This window comes from Aliiroseovarius pelagivivens, from assembly GCF_900302485.1.
Classification (GTDB): domain Bacteria; phylum Pseudomonadota; class Alphaproteobacteria; order Rhodobacterales; family Rhodobacteraceae; genus Aliiroseovarius; species Aliiroseovarius pelagivivens.
Genome location: NZ_OMOI01000001.1, coordinates 1,332,419 through 1,351,758, shown reverse-complemented (window position 1 = coordinate 1,351,758; position 19,340 = coordinate 1,332,419). Strand labels below are relative to the sequence as shown.

At 56.9% G+C, this 19,340-nt stretch carries 17 protein-coding genes and 1 tRNA gene; 10 read left to right on the top strand and 8 right to left on the bottom strand.

The features are described from left to right. The first annotated feature begins 4 nt into the window (after positions 1-4). Positions 5-2,125 carry a 3-hydroxyacyl-CoA dehydrogenase NAD-binding domain-containing protein gene (locus tag ALP8811_RS06640; protein ID WP_108856352.1) on the top strand — a complete coding sequence of 707 codons (2,121 nt, stop codon included), beginning with the start codon at positions 5-7 and terminating at the stop codon, positions 2,123-2,125. Continuing rightward, the gene (locus ALP8811_RS06635) at positions 2,122-3,306 is read left to right on the top strand and encodes an acetyl-CoA C-acyltransferase (RefSeq protein ID WP_108856351.1); all 1,185 of its coding nucleotides are present in this window, start codon (positions 2,122-2,124) and stop codon (positions 3,304-3,306) included. Before ALP8811_RS06640 ends, ALP8811_RS06635 begins: the two co-directional genes overlap by 4 nt. Before the next feature lie 328 nt (positions 3,307-3,634). Here ALP8811_RS06635 and ALP8811_RS06630 read toward each other — a convergent pair whose 3' ends face one another. Continuing rightward, complete coding sequence (locus tag ALP8811_RS06630; RefSeq protein ID WP_108856350.1) at positions 3,635-5,008, bottom strand: class II 3-deoxy-7-phosphoheptulonate synthase; 1,374 nt, start codon at positions 5,006-5,008, stop codon at positions 3,635-3,637. Positions 5,009-5,244: 236 nt separating this feature from the next. On the opposite strand from ALP8811_RS06630, the gene ALP8811_RS06625 reads away from it, so the two are divergent. The 8 genes from ALP8811_RS06625 (at position 5,245) to ALP8811_RS06590 (ending at position 12,580) form a co-directional block, all read left to right on the top strand. Beyond that, positions 5,245-6,231 carry a GlxA family transcriptional regulator gene (locus ALP8811_RS06625; protein ID WP_108856349.1) on the top strand — a complete coding sequence of 329 codons (987 nt, stop codon included), beginning with the start codon at positions 5,245-5,247 and terminating at the stop codon, positions 6,229-6,231. Then, positions 6,228-6,758 carry a GNAT family N-acetyltransferase gene (locus ALP8811_RS06620; protein ID WP_108856348.1) on the top strand — a complete coding sequence of 177 codons (531 nt, stop codon included), beginning with the start codon at positions 6,228-6,230 and terminating at the stop codon, positions 6,756-6,758. The genes ALP8811_RS06625 and ALP8811_RS06620 overlap by 4 nt, the downstream gene beginning before the upstream one ends. An 80-nt stretch (positions 6,759-6,838) precedes the next feature. Further along, positions 6,839-8,026 carry an ABC transporter substrate-binding protein gene (locus ALP8811_RS06615; protein WP_108856347.1) on the top strand — a complete coding sequence of 396 codons (1,188 nt, stop codon included), beginning with the start codon at positions 6,839-6,841 and terminating at the stop codon, positions 8,024-8,026. Between the two features lie 90 nt (positions 8,027-8,116). Then, positions 8,117-8,896: an ABC transporter ATP-binding protein gene (locus ALP8811_RS06610; protein ID WP_108856346.1), complete on the top strand. Its 780-nt coding sequence runs from the start codon at positions 8,117-8,119 to the stop codon at positions 8,894-8,896. Then, a complete protein-coding gene (locus ALP8811_RS06605; protein ID WP_108856345.1) occupies positions 8,896-9,609 on the top strand; it encodes an ABC transporter ATP-binding protein in 714 nt (237 codons plus the stop codon). The genes ALP8811_RS06610 and ALP8811_RS06605 overlap by 1 nt, the downstream gene beginning before the upstream one ends. Before the next feature lie 2 nt (positions 9,610-9,611). Next, the gene (locus tag ALP8811_RS06600) at positions 9,612-10,622 is read left to right on the top strand and encodes a branched-chain amino acid ABC transporter permease (RefSeq protein ID WP_108856344.1); all 1,011 of its coding nucleotides are present in this window, start codon (positions 9,612-9,614) and stop codon (positions 10,620-10,622) included. Then, positions 10,619-11,974 carry a branched-chain amino acid ABC transporter permease gene (locus ALP8811_RS06595; protein WP_108856343.1) on the top strand — a complete coding sequence of 452 codons (1,356 nt, stop codon included), beginning with the start codon at positions 10,619-10,621 and terminating at the stop codon, positions 11,972-11,974. Before ALP8811_RS06600 ends, ALP8811_RS06595 begins: the two co-directional genes overlap by 4 nt. A 3-nt stretch (positions 11,975-11,977) precedes the next feature. Next, entirely contained in the window at positions 11,978-12,580 is a 603-nt protein-coding gene (locus ALP8811_RS06590) for a nucleotidyltransferase family protein (protein WP_108856342.1), read from the top strand. On the opposite strand, the gene ALP8811_RS06585 is transcribed toward ALP8811_RS06590, so the two are convergent. From ALP8811_RS06585 to ypfJ, 7 genes are all read right to left on the bottom strand, one after another. Next, a complete protein-coding gene (locus tag ALP8811_RS06585; protein WP_108856341.1) occupies positions 12,561-13,103 on the bottom strand; it encodes a Hint domain-containing protein in 543 nt (180 codons plus the stop codon). The genes ALP8811_RS06590 and ALP8811_RS06585 overlap by 20 nt on opposite strands. A gap of 559 nt (positions 13,104-13,662) precedes the next feature. Next, positions 13,663-14,793, bottom strand: a complete 1,131-nt coding sequence (locus ALP8811_RS06580; protein WP_108856340.1) for a cystathionine gamma-lyase — start codon at positions 14,791-14,793, stop codon at positions 13,663-13,665. 53 nt (positions 14,794-14,846) lie between these two features. Then, positions 14,847-14,932: transfer RNA gene (locus ALP8811_RS06575), tRNA-Leu, on the bottom strand. A 78-nt stretch (positions 14,933-15,010) separates the two neighbouring features. Continuing rightward, a complete protein-coding gene (locus ALP8811_RS06570; RefSeq protein ID WP_108856339.1) occupies positions 15,011-16,363 on the bottom strand; it encodes a TRAP transporter large permease in 1,353 nt (450 codons plus the stop codon). Next, positions 16,360-16,944, bottom strand: coding sequence for a TRAP transporter small permease (locus ALP8811_RS06565; RefSeq protein WP_108856338.1), 585 nt, complete (start codon positions 16,942-16,944; stop codon positions 16,360-16,362). Before ALP8811_RS06565 ends, ALP8811_RS06570 begins: the two co-directional genes overlap by 4 nt. 104 nt (positions 16,945-17,048) lie before the next feature. Beyond that, positions 17,049-18,086 (bottom strand): TRAP transporter substrate-binding protein, encoded by a 1,038-nt coding sequence (locus tag ALP8811_RS06560; protein WP_108856337.1) that lies wholly within the window; start codon positions 18,084-18,086, stop codon positions 17,049-17,051. Between the two features lie 275 nt (positions 18,087-18,361). Further along, complete coding sequence (gene ypfJ, locus ALP8811_RS06555; protein ID WP_108856336.1) at positions 18,362-19,204, bottom strand: KPN_02809 family neutral zinc metallopeptidase; 843 nt, start codon at positions 19,202-19,204, stop codon at positions 18,362-18,364. Positions 19,205-19,340: the final 136 nt, after the last annotated feature.

Sequence of the window (19,340 nt, the reverse complement as noted above, 5' to 3'; positions counted from 1 at the left end):
AAACATGATTTCCATTAAACACACCGAGGGTGTCGCTTTCATTGAGCTGAATGCCCCGCCAGTGAACGCTCTTGGCCTGAAGATGCGGCAGGCGCTTTCCTCGGCCATCCACGAGTTGGACGCCGATGAACAGGTCAAAGCTATCGTTCTATGCTCGGCTCTGCCGCTCTTTTGCGGCGGCGCTGACATCGTCGAGTTCCGTACCGGGGCAGTTTGGGACAAGCCGGACCTGCCAAACCTGTGTGTAACGATTGAAACCAGCAAAAAACCCATTATCGCCGCGATAGCAGGTCCCGCTATGGGTGGTGCGCTGGAGATCGCGCTTGCCTGTGATTACCGTGTCGCCACGCCGGATGCCGTGATGGGCCTACCTGAGATCAAACTGGGGCTGCTGCCTGGTGCCGGCGGCACCCAGCGACTACCCCGGATTTCCGGGCTGGAAGCGGCAACGCAAATGATCCTCTCGGGTGATCCCGTGAAAGGCGAATATGCCCTGTCTTGTGGGCTGGTCGACGCGCTGCTTGAAAACAACCAGGATTTTCGCGCGCATGTTTTGGGTTTCGCCACCCGTGTCAGCCATGAGGGCGATCCGAAACGCAGTTGCGCGGATATGACCGTCACACACCCTGATCCGAAGGGATATCTGACGGGTTTCCGAGACCAGATAGCGCACACGTCCAAAAACCTTGTCGCCCCTGAACGATGTTTGGTGTCCATCGAGGCCGCGTGCGAAATGCCGCTGGCCGAGGGGTTGGCACAAGAGAAGGCAGGTTTCGCTGAACTGCTCGACACACCTCAATCGCGCGCGGGGCGGCATCTGTTCTTTGCAGAGCGTGAATGCACCAAGGTTCCCGGCGTTACCCGTGCTGACCAACCACGTAGCATTTCATCGGTCGCTGTGATCGGTGCCGGAACAATGGGGCGCGGCATTGCCATCGCCTTTCTGCAGGCGGGATATCCGGTCACGCTTCTTGAAACCACGCAAGGCGCGCTCGAACAGGGGCTGGAAAAGGTCCGGGAGCATTTTCAGCGTGCGGCTCAAAAAGGGCGGCTCAGTGCCGATCGGGCAGAGGCCATCGTATCCAACGCCACCGGGACGCTCAGCTACGGCGACCTCGCAGAGGCCGACCTGATCATTGAAGCGGCGTTTGAAAGCATGAATGTCAAACGCCAGATTTTCGAAGCGTTGGGCCAGCACGCCAAACCCGGCGCGATACTGGCCTCAAACACATCGACGTTGGATCTTGATGAAATCGCCGCGGTCACATCCCGTCCGGAGGATGTGATTGGTCTCCATTTCTTCAGCCCGGCCAATGTCATGCGCTTGCTGGAGGTGGTGCGCGGCGCCAAGACCGCTCCGGATGTCATTGCAACAGCAATCACAGTCGCAAAGAAGATCCGAAAGCTCCCTGTCACGGTTGGCGTGTGCTACGGCTTTGTTGGAAACCGGATGCTCGAGCCATACTTCCGCGAAGGTTCTCGTCTGCTTCTTGAGGGGGCGACGCCGAAACAGGTGGATGACGTCCTTGAGAACTTCGGCATGGCCATGGGCATTCACGCGATGGCAGATCTGGCCGGGGTCGATGTGGGCGCACGCGTACGCCAGGAACGGCGAAGTGAAATCGCACATGACCCGACTTACCAGGCTGTGCAGGACAAACTGTTTGAGTTGGGCCGACTGGGCCAGAAAACCGGGCGAGGAAGCTATGTCTACGACGGCCGGACACGAGTTGAAGATCCCGAGGTTGTTCAAATCAGCGCCGAGTTAGCAGACTTACATGGAATGACGCCCCGGGACATCGACGATCAGGAAATCCTTGAGCGATCCCTCTATCCCTTAATCAACGAGGGCTTTCTCATCCTTGAAGAGGGCATTGCAACGCGCCCGGGTGATTGCGACCTGATCTGGGTCAATGGTTATGGCTTTCCAAACTGGCGCGGCGGCCCGATGCACTACGCCGACGAGATTGGATTGAGCCAGATTCTGGAACGCATGAACCACTATCGGCAGTCGCTTGGCGCCTATGGCGAGATGTGGTTCACGCCTGCGCCTTTGTTGGAAGAACTCGCAACCTCGGGCGTGACACTTACCGCGTATTTTGATGCCAAAAAGGAAAAATCATGAGAGAAGCCGTTATCGTCTCAACCGCACGAACCCCTATTGGGGTTGCCTTCAAAGGTGCGCTGAACAACATCAAATCCCCTACCATGATGGGGCACGCCATTCAGCACGCGGTTGAACGTGCAGGCGTGGACCCCGGTACGATCGAAGATGTCGTCATCGGATCGGTCCTTACGGCGGGGACAGCAGGCATGAATGTCGCCCGTTTATCGGCGCTGGCGGCGGGCCTTCCCAATACGGTGGCAGGACAGACGATCGACAGGCAATGTTCCTCCGGGTTGATGGCCATTGCGACAGCTGCAAAGCAGGTCATTGTGGATGGTCAGAACGTTGCCGTGGCGGGCGGGCAGGAAAATATTTCCGCCCTGCAGAATGCTTATCTGAAATGGGCGGGCGATGAGAAAGATCCAAACGTTATCGCCCAATCAGAGCATGCCTATATGCCGATGCTGATGACCGCGGAAAATGTGGCGCGGACCTATGGGATCAGCCGCGAGGTGCAGGATGAATACGCTGCACTTTCCCAAGGTCGGACGGCTCGGGCTCAGGCCGCTGGCGCCTTTGATGACGAGATCGTTCCGATCACTGCTATAAAGCGGGTCAAGAACCGCGAAACCGGAGAGGAAACCCTGGAAGAGGTGACCTTGTCAAAAGACGAAGGCAATCGACCGAGTACGACGACCGAAGCACTGGGCGGGCTGAACCCGGTTGTCGAAGGAGGCGTGATTACCGCAGGAAACGCAAGCCAGCTCTCAGATGGCGCTTCCGCTTGCGTTCTCATGGAAGGCAAATTGGCTGAGCAACAGGGGCTCACACCGCTCGGCATTTATCGCGGTATGGCAGTTGCAGGAAACGCACCGGAAGAGATGGGTGTCGGCCCGATCTATGCCATTCCAAAGCTGCTGAAGAATGCAGGTCTTCGCATCGAAGACATCGGCCTTTGGGAGCTTAACGAAGCCTTCGCCTGCCAGGTTCTGTATTGCCGCGATCATCTTGGTATTGATCCGGAAGTCTACAACGTGAATGGCGGTGCCATTTCGATTGGCCACCCCTACGGTATGACGGGCGCGAGACAAGTCGGGCATGCTTTGCTTGAAGGTAGGCGCCGTGGTGTAAAGTACGTGGTTACGTCCATGTGCATTGGCGGAGGTATGGGGGCCGCATCTTTGTTCGAAGTCGCCTGACCTCACTGAAAGGAGTGCAAACCGGGCGTTGTCTGGATGAGATTTTGACAACCTGTCATTTTCGAAACCCGCCTTGTTTCAAGTCGGACGCTACATGCAAACAGATTAGTCATTTGGAAGCTCGGAGCGAATGTCGTGATAGTCCCGCTTTTGCGGACTTTGATGCTCATCGCAGCGAACGGTTCTTTTCCGCCCAATCTATCAAAATTGGCTCCACCGTTTTTCGGTGGAGCCAACCAAAGCTCTGCGGCTTATTACCAATTGCCTCCTACAGCACGGAATGCGTCAGACAATGCCGGGGCGTTTTCATTTTAAACTGCAAAGACGCTTAGCTGGCTTTGGCGGCCAACGCATCGCCATTGCGACGCGACGAAAGCTCTTCTGCCACCAGGAAGGCCAGTTCCAGAGACTGGCTGGCGTTCAGGCGCGGGTCGCAGGCGGTATGATAGCGATCCGAAAGATCTTCGTCGGTCACGGCACGCACGCCGCCAGTGCATTCGGTCACGTCCGAGCCGGTCATCTCGAAATGTACGCCACCGGGAACCGAACCTTCGGCCTTGTGGACGGCGAAGAATTCCTGAACCTCTTTCAACACGCTGTCGAACGGGCGGGTTTTATAGCCCGAGGCCGACTTGATCGTGTTGCCGTGCATCGGGTCACAGGACCAAACCACGTTGGCGCCTTCTTCCTGTACGGTCTTGATCAGACGCGGCAGGTGTTCGGCTACGTTTCCAGCACCAAATCGCGCGATCAGGGTCAGGCGGCCTGCTTCGTTCTCTGGGTTCAGCTTTTCCAACAGAACCTTCAGATCTTCGGCGGTCGTGGTCGGACCGCATTTCAAACCAATCGGGTTGATCACACCGCGCAGGAATTCAACATGTGCGCCGTCAGGCTGACGGGTACGGTCACCGATCCACAGCATGTGGCCGGAACCTGCTACGGTCTTGCCAGTCGTGGCATCCAGACGGGTCAGCGCTTCTTCATATTCCAGCAGCAGGCTTTCATGTGACGTGTAGAAGTCGACGGTCTGCAGCGTGTGCATACGATCTGCGGTCACGCCAGCCGATTGCATGAAATCAAGGCTGTCCTGAATACGTTCGGCCATGGCGCGGTACTTTTCGGCCTCGCCCGAAGCGGTAAAGTCCAGCGTCCATTTGTGCACCTGATGTACATCCGCCAAACCACCGGTCGAGAACGCACGCAGAAGGTTCAAGGTCGCAGCCGATTGCGTATAGGCTTGCAACATCTTCCGAGGGTCCGGGATCCGGGCGTCCGAGGTGAAGTCCAGTTCGTTGATGATATCACCACGGTAGCTGGGCAGCTCAACGCCTTCCAAAGTCTCGGTCGGGGCCGAACGCGGTTTGGCGAACTGACCGGCCATACGACCGACCTTGATGACCGGAACCTTGGCACCGAAGGTTAATACCATCGCCATCTGCAGCATAACTTTGAACGTGTCACGAATGCCATCTGCCGAGAAATCAGCGAAGCTTTCGGCACAGTCTCCGCCTTGCAGCAGGAACGCCTCGCCGCGCGATGCACGACCTAGTTCTTCGCGCAAACGCATGGCCTCGCCGGCAAAAACCAACGGCGGATACTTTGCAAGCTGCGCCTCGACTGCGGCCAATGCGGCCGGGTCGGTATAGTCTGGCATCTGTACCCTTGGCTTGTTGCGCCAGGTCGACTTGTCCCACTCCGTCATGATTTTCTCCGTAAACAATCAATCTTCGCCCCCTATTCGGGCGATGCCTCTTCTATCCTGTCCGTCGTTAACGTGCAAATAGAGTTGTGAAACAAGATTATGACGGAAATTTCCCATCGTTTGTCGCAAAAGTAATAGTGCGCTATCATTGGAAAAAAAGCGACTTGCTGCGAGCATCCAAACCTGTTGAATTCGTCGCTACCTTTAATGAACCCATGAAGAAAAGGGTGAGTCGGATGACCAAACTGTCACAGATGAATGAACAAGCCGCACAGCGGTTTGTTTTCGTTCTGGTCGACGGGTTTACCCTTCTAAGTTTCGCAGGCGCCGTTGATGCGCTTCGGATCGCCAACCGTGCCAGCGGGAAGAAGCTTTATGACTGGGTGATCCTGTCTGAAGACGGCAGTGAAGTTACCTCGTCTGCGGGTCCCAGCTTTCTGGCAGATGGTCCATTGGAGGAACTTCGCCGCGATGACACACTGGTTCTGGTGTCGGGCGTCGACGTGCAAAGCAAGTGCAGCACCAAGCTGTTGAACTGGCTACGGCGCGAGGCCCGTCGCGGAGTGCGTATCGCAGGGCTGTGCACAGCGGCGCATATTCTGGCCAAGACCGGTCTTCTGAACGACAAACGCGCCACAATTCACTGGGAAAACCACGACAGTTTTACCGAGGAGTTCGACGAGGTCGAGCTGACAAAGCGCGTCTTCGTGGTTGACGGAAAGATCATGACCGCTGCAGGCGGTACCGCGGCGATTGACCTGATCCTGAAGATTATCGCTGAAGATCAGGGCGAAGACGTGGCCAACGTGGTTGCGGATCAGCAGATCTATACGACGATCCGGACCGAAAGCGACAGTCAGCGCCTGTCTGTGCCCACCCGCATCGGTGTGCGCCACCCCAAGCTCAGCGATGTGATCCGCAAGATGGAGGCCAATATCGAAGAGCCGATCTCGCCTTCGGTTCTGGCCAGCGAAGTGGGTATGTCCACCCGACAGCTTGAACGCCTGTTCCGCCGCTATCTGAACCGATCGCCAAAGCGGTACTATATGGAACTTCGTCTGCAAAAAGCGCGAAACCTTTTGATGCAGACCGATATGAGCGTCATCAACGTCGCCTTGTCCTGTGGCTTCTCCAGCCCCTCGCATTTCTCGAAATGCTACCGGTCGCATTATGACACCACGCCCTATCGTGAACGTGGCAGCCGCGGGGCAAAACCTGCGTGATCCTGCGCACCGAACGGCTTTTACTTCGACCACCGCAGCCCGAGGATCTGTCTGCGCTGTCTCGGGTGTTCTCGAACTCGGACGCGATGCGGTACTGGAGCCATTCGGCCCACGATTCACGTTCCAAGACTGAAAAGACCCTAAAGGGGATGATCGCCTCGTCTGCCGAGACGGGGCTGGAGTTCGTCATCGAATGCAACGGTGAGGTGGTTGGCAAAGCTGGTCTTTGGCGGGTCGCTGAACTGGGGTACATCCTGCATCCCGATTATTGGGGGCACGGCTTGGCACGCGAAGCGCTTGAGGTGATCATCTCAGCAACTTGGGAACGCTATCCCGATCTCAATGAAATCACAGCTGAAATTGACCCCAGAAATGGTGCTTCAGCTCGGTTGTTGACGCATTTCGGATTCAAGCTGACGCATTCTGCGCGCTCGACCATCCAGATCAATGGAGAATGGTGCGACAGCGATTATTATACCTTGTTGCGACCGGATCCTGACGGCCCGAAACCCTCGGTGGTTTTTTGAGCAAATCCTCTGCTTCGGCCTTTTCTTTTCCGATATCCGCGCCTAGGCTCACGATCAGAATTTCCAATTGGGAGAGGAAAATGAAAAGACTTCTTATGGCGACCGCCGCAACTGCACTCGTTGGCGGCGTTGCATATGCTGACGACCACGCAATCAAGCTTGGCACCATTCTTGGCTACACTGGCCCGATCGAAAGCCTGACCCCGCACATGGCAGGCGGCGCTGAACTGGCGATGGAAGAAGTGTCGGCCTCGGGTCTGCTTCTGGGTGGTAAAGCCGTCGTAAGCGTGCGCGCTGATTCGACCTGTGTTGACAGTGCAGCCGCAACCGCCGCAGCTGAACGTCTGATCACCGGGGACGGTGTCAAAGGCCTGATGGGCCCGGATTGCTCGGGTGTGACCGGCGCCGTTCTGGCCAACGTGGCCCTGCCCAACGGCATCGTAATGATCTCGCCTTCGGCGACTTCGCCGGGTCTGTCGACCGCCGAGGACAACGGCCTGTTCTTCCGTACCGCACCTTCGGATGCCCGTCAGTCGGACGTGATGGCGAACATCCTGAAAGAAAACGGCGTGGGCTCGGTTGCTGTGACCTACACCAACAACGACTACGGCAAAGGCATGGCTGACGCGTTCAAAGCCGCGTTTGAAGCCGCTGGTGGCGAAGTAACCATCGTGGCCTCCCACGAGGACGGCAAAGCTGACTACACAGCTGAAGTCGGCGCTCTGGCCTCGGCTGGTGGCGACGTGCTGGTCGTGGCTGGCTATGTGGACCAAGGTGGTGCAGGCATCGTGCGCGGTGCGCTGGATACCGGTGCATTTGACACCTTCCACTTCCCCGATGGCATGATTGGTTCGAACCTTGAAGCCAACTTCGGCTCCGAGATCGACGGATCGACCGGCCAGGTTCCGGGCACCGATAGCCCCGGTGCTGCTACTTTCGCCGAAATGGTCGGTGACAAGTTCGACGTAACCTCGCCCTACACCGGCGAAAGCTATGACGCTGCTGCTCTGATCATGCTTGCCATGCAGGCTGCTGGTTCGGCTGAACCGGGCGACTATGCATCGAAAGTCGAAATGGTTGCCAACGCACCAGGCGAAAAGATCTATCCGGGTGAACTGGCCAAAGGCCTGCAGATCCTGGCAGACGGCGGCGAGATCGACTATGTCGGCGCAACCGCAGTTGAGCTGGTAGACGGTGGCGAAGCTGCCGGTTCTTACCGCGAGATCAAGATTGAAGGCGGCAAAATGATGACGGTTCAATACCGTTAATCTAACGCCATGTAGACCTGAAACAGCCCGGAGTTTTCCGGGCTGTTTCCGTAAGTTACGCCATAAACTTAAAGTGGCAGGAGAATTCACATGATCGTCATCGAGGATGTCCACAAGCACTTTGGCGGCTTTCGCGCCGTTGATGGGGCAACCCTGACCATCCAGGACAAGTCCATCACCGGACTGATCGGCCCCAATGGCGCGGGCAAAACGACGCTGTTCAATGTCATCGCGGGCGTGTTGAAGCCGACCTCGGGTCGGATCACCATGGCGGGCGAGGATATTACCGGCCTGCCCCCGCACGAGCTGTTCCATAAAGGGCTTTTGCGCACCTTCCAGATCGCGCATGAGTTCGGGTCCATGACCTGCCGCGAGAACCTGATGATGGTGCCCGGCGGCCAGTCCGGCGAACGCCTGTGGGACACGTGGTTCGGGCGCAAACGCATCGCGGATGAAGAACGCGCACTGAAAGCCAAAGCCGATGAGGTGCTGGAGTTCCTGACAATCTCGCACATCTCGAACCTGCGTGCAGGCGAGATTTCGGGTGGACAAAAGAAGCTTCTCGAGCTGGGCCGCACCATGATGGTCGACGCCAAAATCGTCTTTCTGGACGAAGTGGGCGCAGGCGTGAACCGCACGCTGCTTTACACCATCGCTGACGCGATCAAACGCCTGAATGAAGAACGCGGCTACACCTTCGTCGTCATCGAACACGACATGGATTTCATCGAGAAAATCTGCGATCCGGTGATCTGTATGGCGGAAGGCAAAGTGCTGGCTGAAGGCACTCTGGCCGAGATCAAAGCCAACGAACAGGTGATCGAAGCCTATCTGGGCACCGGTTTGAAGAATAAGAAAGAGGACGCATAATGAGCGAACCTTTCCTCATCGGAGACAGCATGACCGGCGGCTACGGCAAGGGCCCGGACATTCTGCATGACTGCACCATTGCCGTCGACAAAGGCGAGATCGCCGTGATCGTCGGACCCAATGGCGCGGGTAAGTCCACCGGCATGAAGGCCGTATTTGGCATGTTGAACGTGCGCTCGGGCGCGGTGCGACTGGGTGGTGAAGACATCACGAACCTGTCGCCTCAGGACCGGGTGCGCAAAGGCATGGGCTTTGTGCCGCAGACCCACAACATCTTCACGTCGATGACTGTCGAAGAGAACCTCGAGATGGGCGGCTTCATCCGTACCGACGACATCTATGAGACGATCGAGCAAGTCTATGAGCTTTTCCCAATCCTGCGCGAAAAGCGCAACCAGCCAGCCGGAGAGCTATCGGGCGGTCAACGTCAGCAGGTGGCCGTTGGCCGTGCGCTGATGACAAAACCGACCGTGTTGATGCTGGACGAACCCACCGCGGGCGTCAGCCCGATCGTGATGGACGAGCTGTTTGACCGGATTATCGAGGTCGCCCGCACCGGGATCTCGATCCTGATGGTCGAACAAAATGCCCGCCAAGCGCTTGAGATTGCGGACAAAGGCTATGTCCTTGTTCAAGGTTGCAACGCGCATACGGGATCTGGAAAAGAGCTTTTGGCCGACCCAGAAGTCCGCCAATCGTTTTTGGGAGGCTAAGAATGGACTTTCTGAACGCGCTCGTCGCGCTTTCCAACTTTGTTTTAATCCCCGCGATGGCCTATGGCAGCCAGCTGGCGCTTGGTGCGCTGGGGGTCACGCTGATCTATGGCATCCTGCGGTTCTCGAACTTCGCCCATGGCGACACGATGGCCTTTGGTGCGATGGTGACGATCCTATTTACCTGGTGGTTCCAGTCGATGGGACTGTCAATTCACCCGCTGCCGACCGCCCTTCTGGCCCTGCCCTTCGGCATCTTCGTCACGTCAATTCTGCTGATTGTAACGGATCGCACGGTGTACCGTTTCTATCGCCGTGTGAAAGCGAAACCGATTGTGTTCGTCATGGCCTCGATGGGTGTGATGTTCATCATGAACGGCATCGTGCGCTTCATCATCGGCCCCGGAGAGCAGCGCTTTGCGGATGGTGAACGTTTCATCATCAAGGCGCGTGACTTTAAAAACGCAACCGGGTTGAACGAAGGTCTGGCCTTCAAGACCTCGCAGGGCATCACCATTGTGACAGCGATCATCGTGGTGGCGGTTCTGTTCTGGTTCCTGAACCGTACCCGCACCGGTAAATCGATGCGCGCGTTCTCGGACAACGAGGATCTGGCGCTTCTGTCGGGCATCAACCCCGAGCGCGTGGTGATGATCACGTGGATCATCGTGGCGGCCCTGATCACCATCGCGGGCACGCTGTATGGGCTTGATAAAAGCTTCAAACCATTCACCTACTTCCAGCTGCTGCTGCCGATCTTTGCCTCGGCCATCGTAGGCGGTCTGGGAAATCCATTGGGAGCCATCGCAGGCGGGTTCGTCATTGCGTTCTCCGAGGTCACGATCACCTATGCTTGGAAGAAAGTCGCGGTTTATCTGCTGCCTGAAAGCCTGGAGCCATCCAGCCTCGTACAGCTGATGTCCACCGACTATAAATTCGCAGTCAGCTTCGTGATCCTGATCGTCGTGCTGCTGTTCAAACCTACAGGTCTATTCAAGGGGCAATCGGTATGAGCCAATCTCTTCGTACTCCGCTTCTGTTTGGCGCCGTCGCGCTTCTGTTCATCCTTCAAGGCACGACCGATTGGTGGATCTTTGCAGGCAGCTGGAACGCGTCCCTGACCATTCTGAATATGGCGCTGATCTCGGCCATCATGGCGTTGGGCGTAAACCTGCAATGGGGTTACGCAGGCCTGTTCAACGTCGGGATCATGGGCTTCGTCGCACTTGGGGGCTTGGCCACGGTGCTTGTGGCCATGCCCACCACCCCCGGCGCGTGGAGCTCGGGTGGTGTTGGCATTGTGTTCGGCCTTCTGGTCGGTGCGGCCACGGTTGTGGCAGCAGTGCTGCTTCACAGCCGAATGGCGGCTGGCCGCAACCGCAGTTTGGCCATTGTTGGCACGCTGATTGCGGGCTTCTTCCTGTATCGCTTCATCTTTGACGCAGGCGTTGCAGGAGTTGAGGCCATCAACCCTGCGCAAACCGGATATCTGGGCGGTCTGAATCCCGGTGGCCCCGATAACTATAAGGCGCATGGCTATATGACGGTTTTGGCGTGGCCTGTTGGCGGTCTGTTGGCCGCAGGCGCCGCATGGATCGTGGGCAAGATCGCTCTGGGTCTACGCTCGGACTATCTGGCGATCGCAACGCTGGGTATTTCCGAAATTGTCATCGCCGTCATTAAGAACGAAGATTGGATGGCCCGCGGCGTGAAAAACGTCATCGGCTTGCCCCGTCCGGTCCCTTACGAGGTCGACCTTCAACAAAGCGCTGACTTTGTGGCACGCGCCGACAGCCTTGGGCTGGATGTGACCACAGCTTCGACCCTCGCGGTCAAACTGTCCTATTCGGCGTTGTTTACAGTCGTTCTGGTGGTCCTGATCATCTTCGCACAATTGTCGCTGAACTCGCCCTGGGGTCGAATGATGCGCGCGATCCGTGACAACGAAGTCGCAGCGCAGGCGATGGGCAAGGATGTCACCAGGCGACATCTGCAGATCTTTGTCTTGGGATCAGCTCTCTGCGGCTTGGCGGGCGCCATGATGACCACATTGGATGGTCAGCTTGTGCCGGGTACCTATCAGCCCCTGCGCTTTACCTTCTTGATCTGGGTGATGGTGATTGTTGGCGGATCGGGTAACAACCTTGGGTCTGTTCTGGGTGCTTTCCTGATCTGGTTCCTGTGGATTCAGGTAGAACCGATTGGCCATTGGTTGATGTCAGTCGTCACCTCGGGGCTCGAGGATGGATCAGCGTTGAAAGCGCACCTCATCGACTCTGCTGCGCATATGCGTCTGTTCTCGATGGGGATCGTATTGCTCTTGGTCCTTCGTTTCAGTCCACGCGGTCTGATCCCGGAAAAGTAACACATGTCGGCGGCCAATATCGCAGTTGTACTATTGGCCGCCGGACTGTCCCGGCGCATGGGGCGGGACAAACTTCTAATGCAATTGCCAAGTGGGCAATGCCTTCTTGAAGATCGTATTCGTATGATCGCGGTCGCCGGGGTTGTCCCTTATGTGGCTGTCCCAACCAACACCCGAAAAGCCGAGCTTGTCGCGCAGTATTCTGCCATCCCCGTTCCTGTGCCCAACAGCGCACTGGGAATGGGTGACAGCCTATCTATCGCCGTAAGAGCCCTGCCAGCTGCGATCGAGGGGATCATGGTCTTGCTATCCGACTTGCCGGATGTGACCACGGACGACTTACGGTCATTAATGACCCGCTTTGACGGCACGACAATCCTTCGCGCGACCAGCCAAGATGGTACACCGGGTCATCCGGTAATCTTCCCGGTACGATATCGTTCAAAACTTGAGGCGTTGTCCGGAGATCAGGGTGCAAAGGAACTGTTGATCTCAGAGGCGGTCGAACTGTTTCCTCTACCCAGCCAAAACGCCGTGTTGGATCTGGATACGCCCGAAGACTGGCACAGTTGGGAAGATCACAGGATTAAGCTTCTGCGAAAATGACGCTTGCCTCGCGTCGATCAATGACGAGGTGGTCGCGCAGATAAGACGCAATCCCCTGCTGGCTGCGCAATCTGGGGCATGCGGCCTGAATTTCTTCTGCCGCTTCGGGTGCGTCCCGGCGGATCAGGTCAATCTCGGGTATCAGGCTTTCCACCCAGTAGTCCCCGCAGCGGATCATCTCGGTCTTATCCAGAAGGATGTGGACCATCATGGGGGACACAGTGTCATCTGCCTCGGCCTGCCCTGCTTCGGCAAGCATATCCGCGGTGCAAACCACCTGAGATTCTCCCGTCAGCATTTCACAGAACGGATGGTCGACCAGAACAAGACTTCCGGGTGTGAGCAAGGCACCTGATTGACCATCTGAGAGGGCGGCAAAACGGATTGGGGAGGCGTTACGATCTTTGGACATCGTAGAATGCCCCAACCATTGAATGGGAGCATACCGCCCCTTCAATGTTTTCACCTGATCTCCGGCCTGTAAGGACCGCGCTGCAATGGAACCACGCGCAGTTTCGACCATCGTATTGGCTGAAACACCTGACAAAGCCCCGCCAAGATTCGCACGACGAGATTCATTTTGCGTCGAAACGGACGCAACGCTTCGGACGTTTGGTACGCCCGGCCACGATACGCTCAACTCGTCCTCAATTCTGAAATCACGAAGTACCAAATTGTATATCCACAACTCGTCATGGCTGGCTGAATAACAGTTTTTCCAGCTCTCATTGAGGGGAATATAGTGAAAGATCGTGCCCAAAGTGTGAAAATGTTCGATCGAAAACCAGCGCGCGCCATACGGTTCCCACCGCACAAGACATCATTCACGTTGAGGTTGTCGCAATCCAGGCCAGCGTATTGTTAAATCTTTAATTATTAAGGCCTTAGCGATGCGCTGATCAATTTCACCTCACAAGAAACTACTGCAGATTGTTTCTCTATTTAGATCAGTACAGTACCGATCTTCTGACCTTCCACGCAGCAGTACTCGTATATGTGGATTGGAGTGCAGCAAACCTGATCAATGGTGGGTATCAGTCTTACCGATAAGCCAAAATACGGCGCAAAAATGGCACGTCGACCTAGGGATCTAGCAGATCAAGGGAATCACTCAGATCCTGCAAAAGAGCCTCGGGCGGCTCGCAGCCTACAGACAGTCGGACGTATCCTGCGGGGACATCGTCTCCCCACCGCGAACGCCGCTCGGCAGAACTGTGAACGCCACCGAAAGACGTCGCGGGACGCAAATATCGGCTTTGGTTGATGAAGCGTTCTGCCCGTTCCTCGGACCCAAGATCGATCCCGATCAAGAAGCCGAACCGGGCCATCTGCGTTGCGGACAAATTATGTGCGGGGTCGGTTGGAAGGCCCGGAAAGCGCGTCGACTGAACGGCCGGATGTGCGGCCAAAACGGGAGCAATCATGTCGGCCGTGTCGCACATACGGGTAAAGCGCAGCTCTAGCGTCTCAAGCCCGCGATACAGCGCCCATGCGGCGTGTGGCGAGGGTATGGCGCCAGACATTTTCCGCCAATTTTTGATGCGCGCCAGAATTTCGGGATTTCGCGTAGCCACGTGACCCATCAGAAGATCAGAGTGCCCGCCCGGTGCCTTGGTGTCTGAAGCAACGACAACATCCGCGCCAAGATCCAGAGGGCGCTGTCCAAAGGGGGTCAAAGTGGTGTTGTCCACAATGCTGATCCCACCCGCTGCACGCACCTCGGCACTGATCGCCCGCAGGTCACATAGATCAAGCCCGGGATTGGACGGAGATTCGATGAAGACCACATCGAAATCCTGAAACCCACCTTCGGCAAACTGGGCGGTTGATCTCTCGGTCACCTCCACACCAAACGCAGCCAGAAATTCAGACGACATCACGCGGGTCACATAATACCCGTCAGACGGCACCAACAGGCGTTTTCCGGTCCCAAGCGTTGCAAACAACGCAGCAGAAATGGCAGCCATCCCCGACGGAAGCGCAACGCAGGGCGCGTCTTCCAGGATCGCCAGCGCGTCTTCCAGAGCTTCCCATGTGGGGTTGTCCACACGGCCATACCCGGGTGTTCCAGTCGGATCTCCGGGCAAATGAAACATCGAACTTGTGGTGATCGGAAGTGCAATCGGATCACCTTTGGACAGCCCCTGCCCACGGTGGTGCAAAAGCTCAGCCGCTCGGTTCAACGAATTGAGATCTTTGGGTGTTTCGCTCATGTCATGCTCCGGTTTTCCACCTGCATACATGTATCACGAATTCAGCGGGAAAGTGGTGCCCAAGGTGGGATTCGAACCCACACGCCCGTGAAGGCGGGGGATTTTGAATCCCCTGCGTCTACCGTTCCGCCACTTGGGCACTGTTTGGTTTGGATATCCAAGCCACGGGGCAAGGTCAACGGCATTTCCGCCCTTGCCCCGTGCAATTTTTATCTGGTCAGAACAGGACCCCGACCAGCCAGAGCGTGATGCCCGGGAAGGCCACCAGTACAACCACGCGGATCAGGTCAGACAGCACGAACGGAGCAACGCCGCGATAGGTCGCACTCATCGGGATGTCGCGCGCCATCGAGTTGATGATGAACAGATTCATGCCAACCGGCGGCGTGATCAAGCCGACCTCGACCACGATCAAGGCAAGGATACCGAACCAGATTCCTGCCTCTTCTGGGGTCAGGCCAAAGTCCAGCACTTCGATGATCGGATAGAAGATCGGAATGGTCAGAAGGATCATCGACAGGCTGTCCATGACGCAGCCGAAGACGAGATAGGCGATCAGCATCAGCGTCAATACCAGCAAAGGCGCATAGCCTTGTGCGGTCACCCACTCGGCCAGCATCTGCGGGGCTTGGGTAAAGGCCAGGAACGAGTTGAAAATCTGCGCGCCTAGCACGATGAAGAAGATCATTGCGGTGGACTGCGCGGTCGCCAGAACGCTATCGAGGAAGCCTTTCCACGTCAGACCGCCGGTCATCACACCGTAAAGGCCAGTTGCAACAGCGCCAACAGCTGCACCCTCGGTCGGGGTGAACAACGCTTGCACGCCCACTTTCGACCAGTTCCAGTCACCAGCGATACCGCCCATGACCAGACCGAAGATCACCACAACCGGCCAGATCGACAGGAGTGTTTTGAATCTCTCGATATAGGGCACACGTTCTGCGGTCGTGGCACTGTCGGGATTGATGCGCACCATCACAGCCACGGTCAGCATATAACCAAGAGCCGCCAGAATGCCCGGCACCAGTGCCGCAATGAACATCTTCACGATGTTCTGTTCCGTCAGGATCGCGTAGATCACCAGAATGACCGACGGGGGGATCAGGATACCCAGCGTACCACCTGCGGCCAGAACGCCGGTCGACAGTGCGTCAGAATAGCCGCGTTTGCGCATCTCGGGCAAAGCCACCTGCCCCATCGTCGAGGCAGTCGCAAGCGACGACCCACACACAGCACCAAAGCCCGCACAAGCACCAACGGCAGCCATGGCCACGCCGCCCTTGCGGTGCCCCAGCCAGTCTGAGGCCGCATTAAACAATGCTCCGGACATGCCGGACTTGGTCGCAAACTGCCCCATCAGCAGGAACAGCGGCACGATCGACAGCGAATAGCTTGAGAATGTGTCGTAAGACAGTGTCTTCAGCTGGCTCAGCGTCACCGACGGACGCCCCATCATGTACCAGATGCCAAAAAAGCCGGTCAGACCCATGGCCAGACCAATTGGTAGGCGCAGGAAGATCGCCAGAAGCATCAGCGCAAAGGCGATAATCGCGAGTTCAATTCCGGTCATACGCGTTGTTCCTTACCATCAAGAACCCAGTTGAAGGATCGCCACATCGTATAGATGGCGACCACAAGGAAGAAAGCTGCGCCGATCAGACACAGGCCAAAGGGAATCCACAGAGGAACTTCCAATTCATAGGTGCTTTCGGCGAAGAAAGGTTTCGACCCCATGCCAAAAACGCCACGGATCGCGTCAGACCCGAAGGGGAACTTTTCGCCAAAGCCCAGCCACAGCCGCCACAGGATGATGAAGGCCGCGCCCGTCAGGAAAAGGTCTCCGATGAAACCAAGCAAAGCTTGGATGCGCTCAGGAAGTCGTGTGATGAAGATATCAACCGTAACGTGGCCACGTTTGAACTGGCACCACGGCATGAAGGCGAACACGGCAATGGCACAGCCCATCTCGACGATCTCGAAGTCGCCTTTGACCGGCGTCAGGCCATAGCCCGATAACGCCCGCCCGATGATTGAGACCACTGTGGTCATGGCTATGCCAACCAGCACAGCACCACCCGAGTACGCCATCCAGCGGCTTAGAAATTCCATGATACGCCCCACCCGGAGCTCGGCAGATTTCGCGATTGCCACGACCTTCCCCCTTCTAACGGTTCAGTACGGGCCTTGATGCCTGTACTTCAAAGAAAAACTCCGGGCAGCCCATCAGGCCACCCGGAGCTGTGTTTTTTACCAGATCACTGGTCCGAGTATTTCGCAACCAGCTCTTTCGCCAGTGCAACCATACCTTCGCCGTCCAGGCCTTTCGAGGTCATGTCAGCAGCCCAGGCTTCAACCTGCTTGTCACCCATGGCGCGGATTTCAGCCACCAGAGCCGGGTCCAGTTCGTGGATCTTGTTGTCGGTGCCTGCAACGATCTCGCGACCGATGACGTCACCTTTGTCGAAGGACGCACCTGCCCAAGCCGATGCTTCCAGACCCGAGTTCGCGTCGATGACGGCTTTCAGATCATCCGGCAGACCAGCATAGGTGTCTTTGTTCATCGCCCAGATGAAGAAGGTGTTGTACAGCGAACGGTCACCGGGGATTTCGGTGTGGCTGTCTGCCAGTTCATGCACTTTCAGCGGCGGAACGATTTCCCACGGAATAACGCCACCTTCAACAACGCCTTTTGACAGGCTTTCCGGGAAGGTCGGCAGAGGCATGCCAACGGGCGTTGCACCCAGCGTTTCAAACAGGGCGTTTGCCTGACGCGACGGGCCGCGCAGTTTCAGACCGTCAAAGTCGGACAGAGCCATGACCGGCTCGCCTTTTTTGTGGATAACGCCCGGGCCGTGTACGTGAACGGCCAGCAGTTTGACGTCGCCCATACGCTCCATCAGATACTTTTCCGAGAATTCCCAAGCTGCTTTCGACGACGCCGCAGCATTGCGCGAGGTCATGAACGGCAGTTCGAAGGCTTCAGCTTCCGGGAAGCGGCCCGGAGTATAGGCAGGCAGGGCCCAGCCACAGTCGATCACGCCATCGCGGATCTGGTCGTACAGAGCCTGCGGTTTACCGCCCAGCTGCATTGCCGGATAAAGTTCAACCTTGATGCGGCCACCCGAGTCTTTCTCGATTTTCTCGGCCCACGGCGCCATGAAGTATAGCGGGGTTGAGCCCTTCGGCGGCAGGAAGTGCTGGCAGCGCAGCGTCACGTCCTGTGCAAAGCTGGCGGTTGCACTCAGTCCAAGTGCAAAGGCACCGGCCAAGGTGGCTTTCATGGTAAGTTTCATTTCGCTTCCTCCCAACGCGAGTGTGTATCAGCTGCCAAGGCACCTGCCCCGACAATTGATATCAATACAAACAGGCTCGGCTGACTCGTGCAAGCTTTTTTGACCACACGGTCGGCTTTGTTTGATCCTGTCGCTGAAATTTTTGTAACCAAAACTCGTTGCGTTCGCAACATTATATCTGAAAGCAGAGTATTTCTACGATTTACCTGCGGGTAAACCTGCATTCCACCGGTCGTCATTTACGATCCGCATCAAGCAGTGAAACTAAATAGGAATCACAGCGGGCGCGCAGAGAACGTGTCGCAAACGCGCATATCGCCGCTTTCCAATCCTCGCTCGAACCAGCGTTCGCGCTGTACCGAGGTGCCGTGCGTAAACGTGTGCGGCATCGGAACGCGACCGGCATTGCGTTGCAATGTATCGTCCCCGATCTGGCGGGCGGCATTCATCGCTTCGGCAATATCACCCCGTTCTAACGATCCAAACCGCGCCTGAGCTTCACGCGCCCAAATGCCCGAGAAACAATCGGCCTGCAGCTCGATCCTGACCGAGATTGCGTTGCTTTCTTCCTGACTGACCTGTTGGCGAACGCGGTTGGCCTGCATCAGAATACCAAGTTCGTTCTGCACGTGATGGGCGACCTCGTGGGCAACCACATAGGCCGCTGCGAAATCTCCGCTGGCCCCCAGCTTGCGGGACATGGTGGTGAAAAACGCTGTATCCAAATAGACCTTGCGATCTCCGGGGCAATAAAACGGGCCGGTTGCGCCAGACGCCCCTCCACAGGGGCTTTGCGTCACACCTTTATACAAAACCAGCGTGACGGGGTTATAGGTGTCGCCCACTTGGGTACGAAACAGATCGGCCCAGACCTCTTCGGTGTCTGCCAACGTTACCGAAACGAATTCGCCTGCTTGCCGGTCGGCCTCGGTGATCTCGCCGCCGCCATTGCCGCCAGCGACACCGCCGCCCTGCAACAAGGGCGTGACATCCACTCCCATGAAATAGCCGATCGCCAGAATGGCCAGAAGCCCAAGACCGCCGACCTGCGCTTTACCGCCCCCTGAACGTCTGCGGTCTTCGATGTTGCGGCTTGTACGCCGACCCTGCCATTTCATTCCGGAACTCTCCTACCCAATTACCGTATAAGCCTTCACGGTCAGTTTACCGCCTTAGCCACCGACATCAAGAACAGCTCACTTGACCTCGGGCCACGCGCATGTTTCGACAGGGATAAGGAATAAGGGCACGAGC

What these genes read in the sequence shown, in the direction of transcription:
- ALP8811_RS06610 (WP_108856346.1), top strand. Translation starts at nt 8,117, where the DNA reads ATGATCGTCATCGAGGATGTCCACAAGCACTTTGGCGGCTTTCGCGCC.
- ALP8811_RS06585 (WP_108856341.1), bottom strand. Translation starts at nt 13,103, where the DNA reads ATGGTCGAAACTGCGCGTGGTTCCATTGCAGCGCGGTCCTTACAGGCC.
- ALP8811_RS06635 (WP_108856351.1), top strand. Translation starts at nt 2,122, where the DNA reads ATGAGAGAAGCCGTTATCGTCTCAACCGCACGAACCCCTATTGGGGTT.
- ALP8811_RS06625 (WP_108856349.1), top strand. Translation starts at nt 5,245, where the DNA reads ATGACCAAACTGTCACAGATGAATGAACAAGCCGCACAGCGGTTTGTT.
- ALP8811_RS06640 (WP_108856352.1), top strand. Translation starts at nt 5, where the DNA reads ATGATTTCCATTAAACACACCGAGGGTGTCGCTTTCATTGAGCTGAAT.
- ALP8811_RS06595 (WP_108856343.1), top strand. Translation starts at nt 10,619, where the DNA reads ATGAGCCAATCTCTTCGTACTCCGCTTCTGTTTGGCGCCGTCGCGCTT.
- ALP8811_RS06560 (WP_108856337.1), bottom strand. Translation starts at nt 18,086, where the DNA reads ATGAAACTTACCATGAAAGCCACCTTGGCCGGTGCCTTTGCACTTGGA.
- ypfJ (WP_108856336.1), bottom strand. Translation starts at nt 19,204, where the DNA reads ATGAAATGGCAGGGTCGGCGTACAAGCCGCAACATCGAAGACCGCAGA.
- ALP8811_RS06570 (WP_108856339.1), bottom strand. Translation starts at nt 16,363, where the DNA reads ATGACCGGAATTGAACTCGCGATTATCGCCTTTGCGCTGATGCTTCTG.
- ALP8811_RS06605 (WP_108856345.1), top strand. Translation starts at nt 8,896, where the DNA reads ATGAGCGAACCTTTCCTCATCGGAGACAGCATGACCGGCGGCTACGGC.
- ALP8811_RS06630 (WP_108856350.1), bottom strand. Translation starts at nt 5,008, where the DNA reads ATGACGGAGTGGGACAAGTCGACCTGGCGCAACAAGCCAAGGGTACAG.
- ALP8811_RS06615 (WP_108856347.1), top strand. Translation starts at nt 6,839, where the DNA reads ATGAAAAGACTTCTTATGGCGACCGCCGCAACTGCACTCGTTGGCGGC.
- ALP8811_RS06590 (WP_108856342.1), top strand. Translation starts at nt 11,978, where the DNA reads ATGTCGGCGGCCAATATCGCAGTTGTACTATTGGCCGCCGGACTGTCC.
- ALP8811_RS06580 (WP_108856340.1), bottom strand. Translation starts at nt 14,793, where the DNA reads ATGAGCGAAACACCCAAAGATCTCAATTCGTTGAACCGAGCGGCTGAG.
- ALP8811_RS06600 (WP_108856344.1), top strand. Translation starts at nt 9,612, where the DNA reads ATGGACTTTCTGAACGCGCTCGTCGCGCTTTCCAACTTTGTTTTAATC.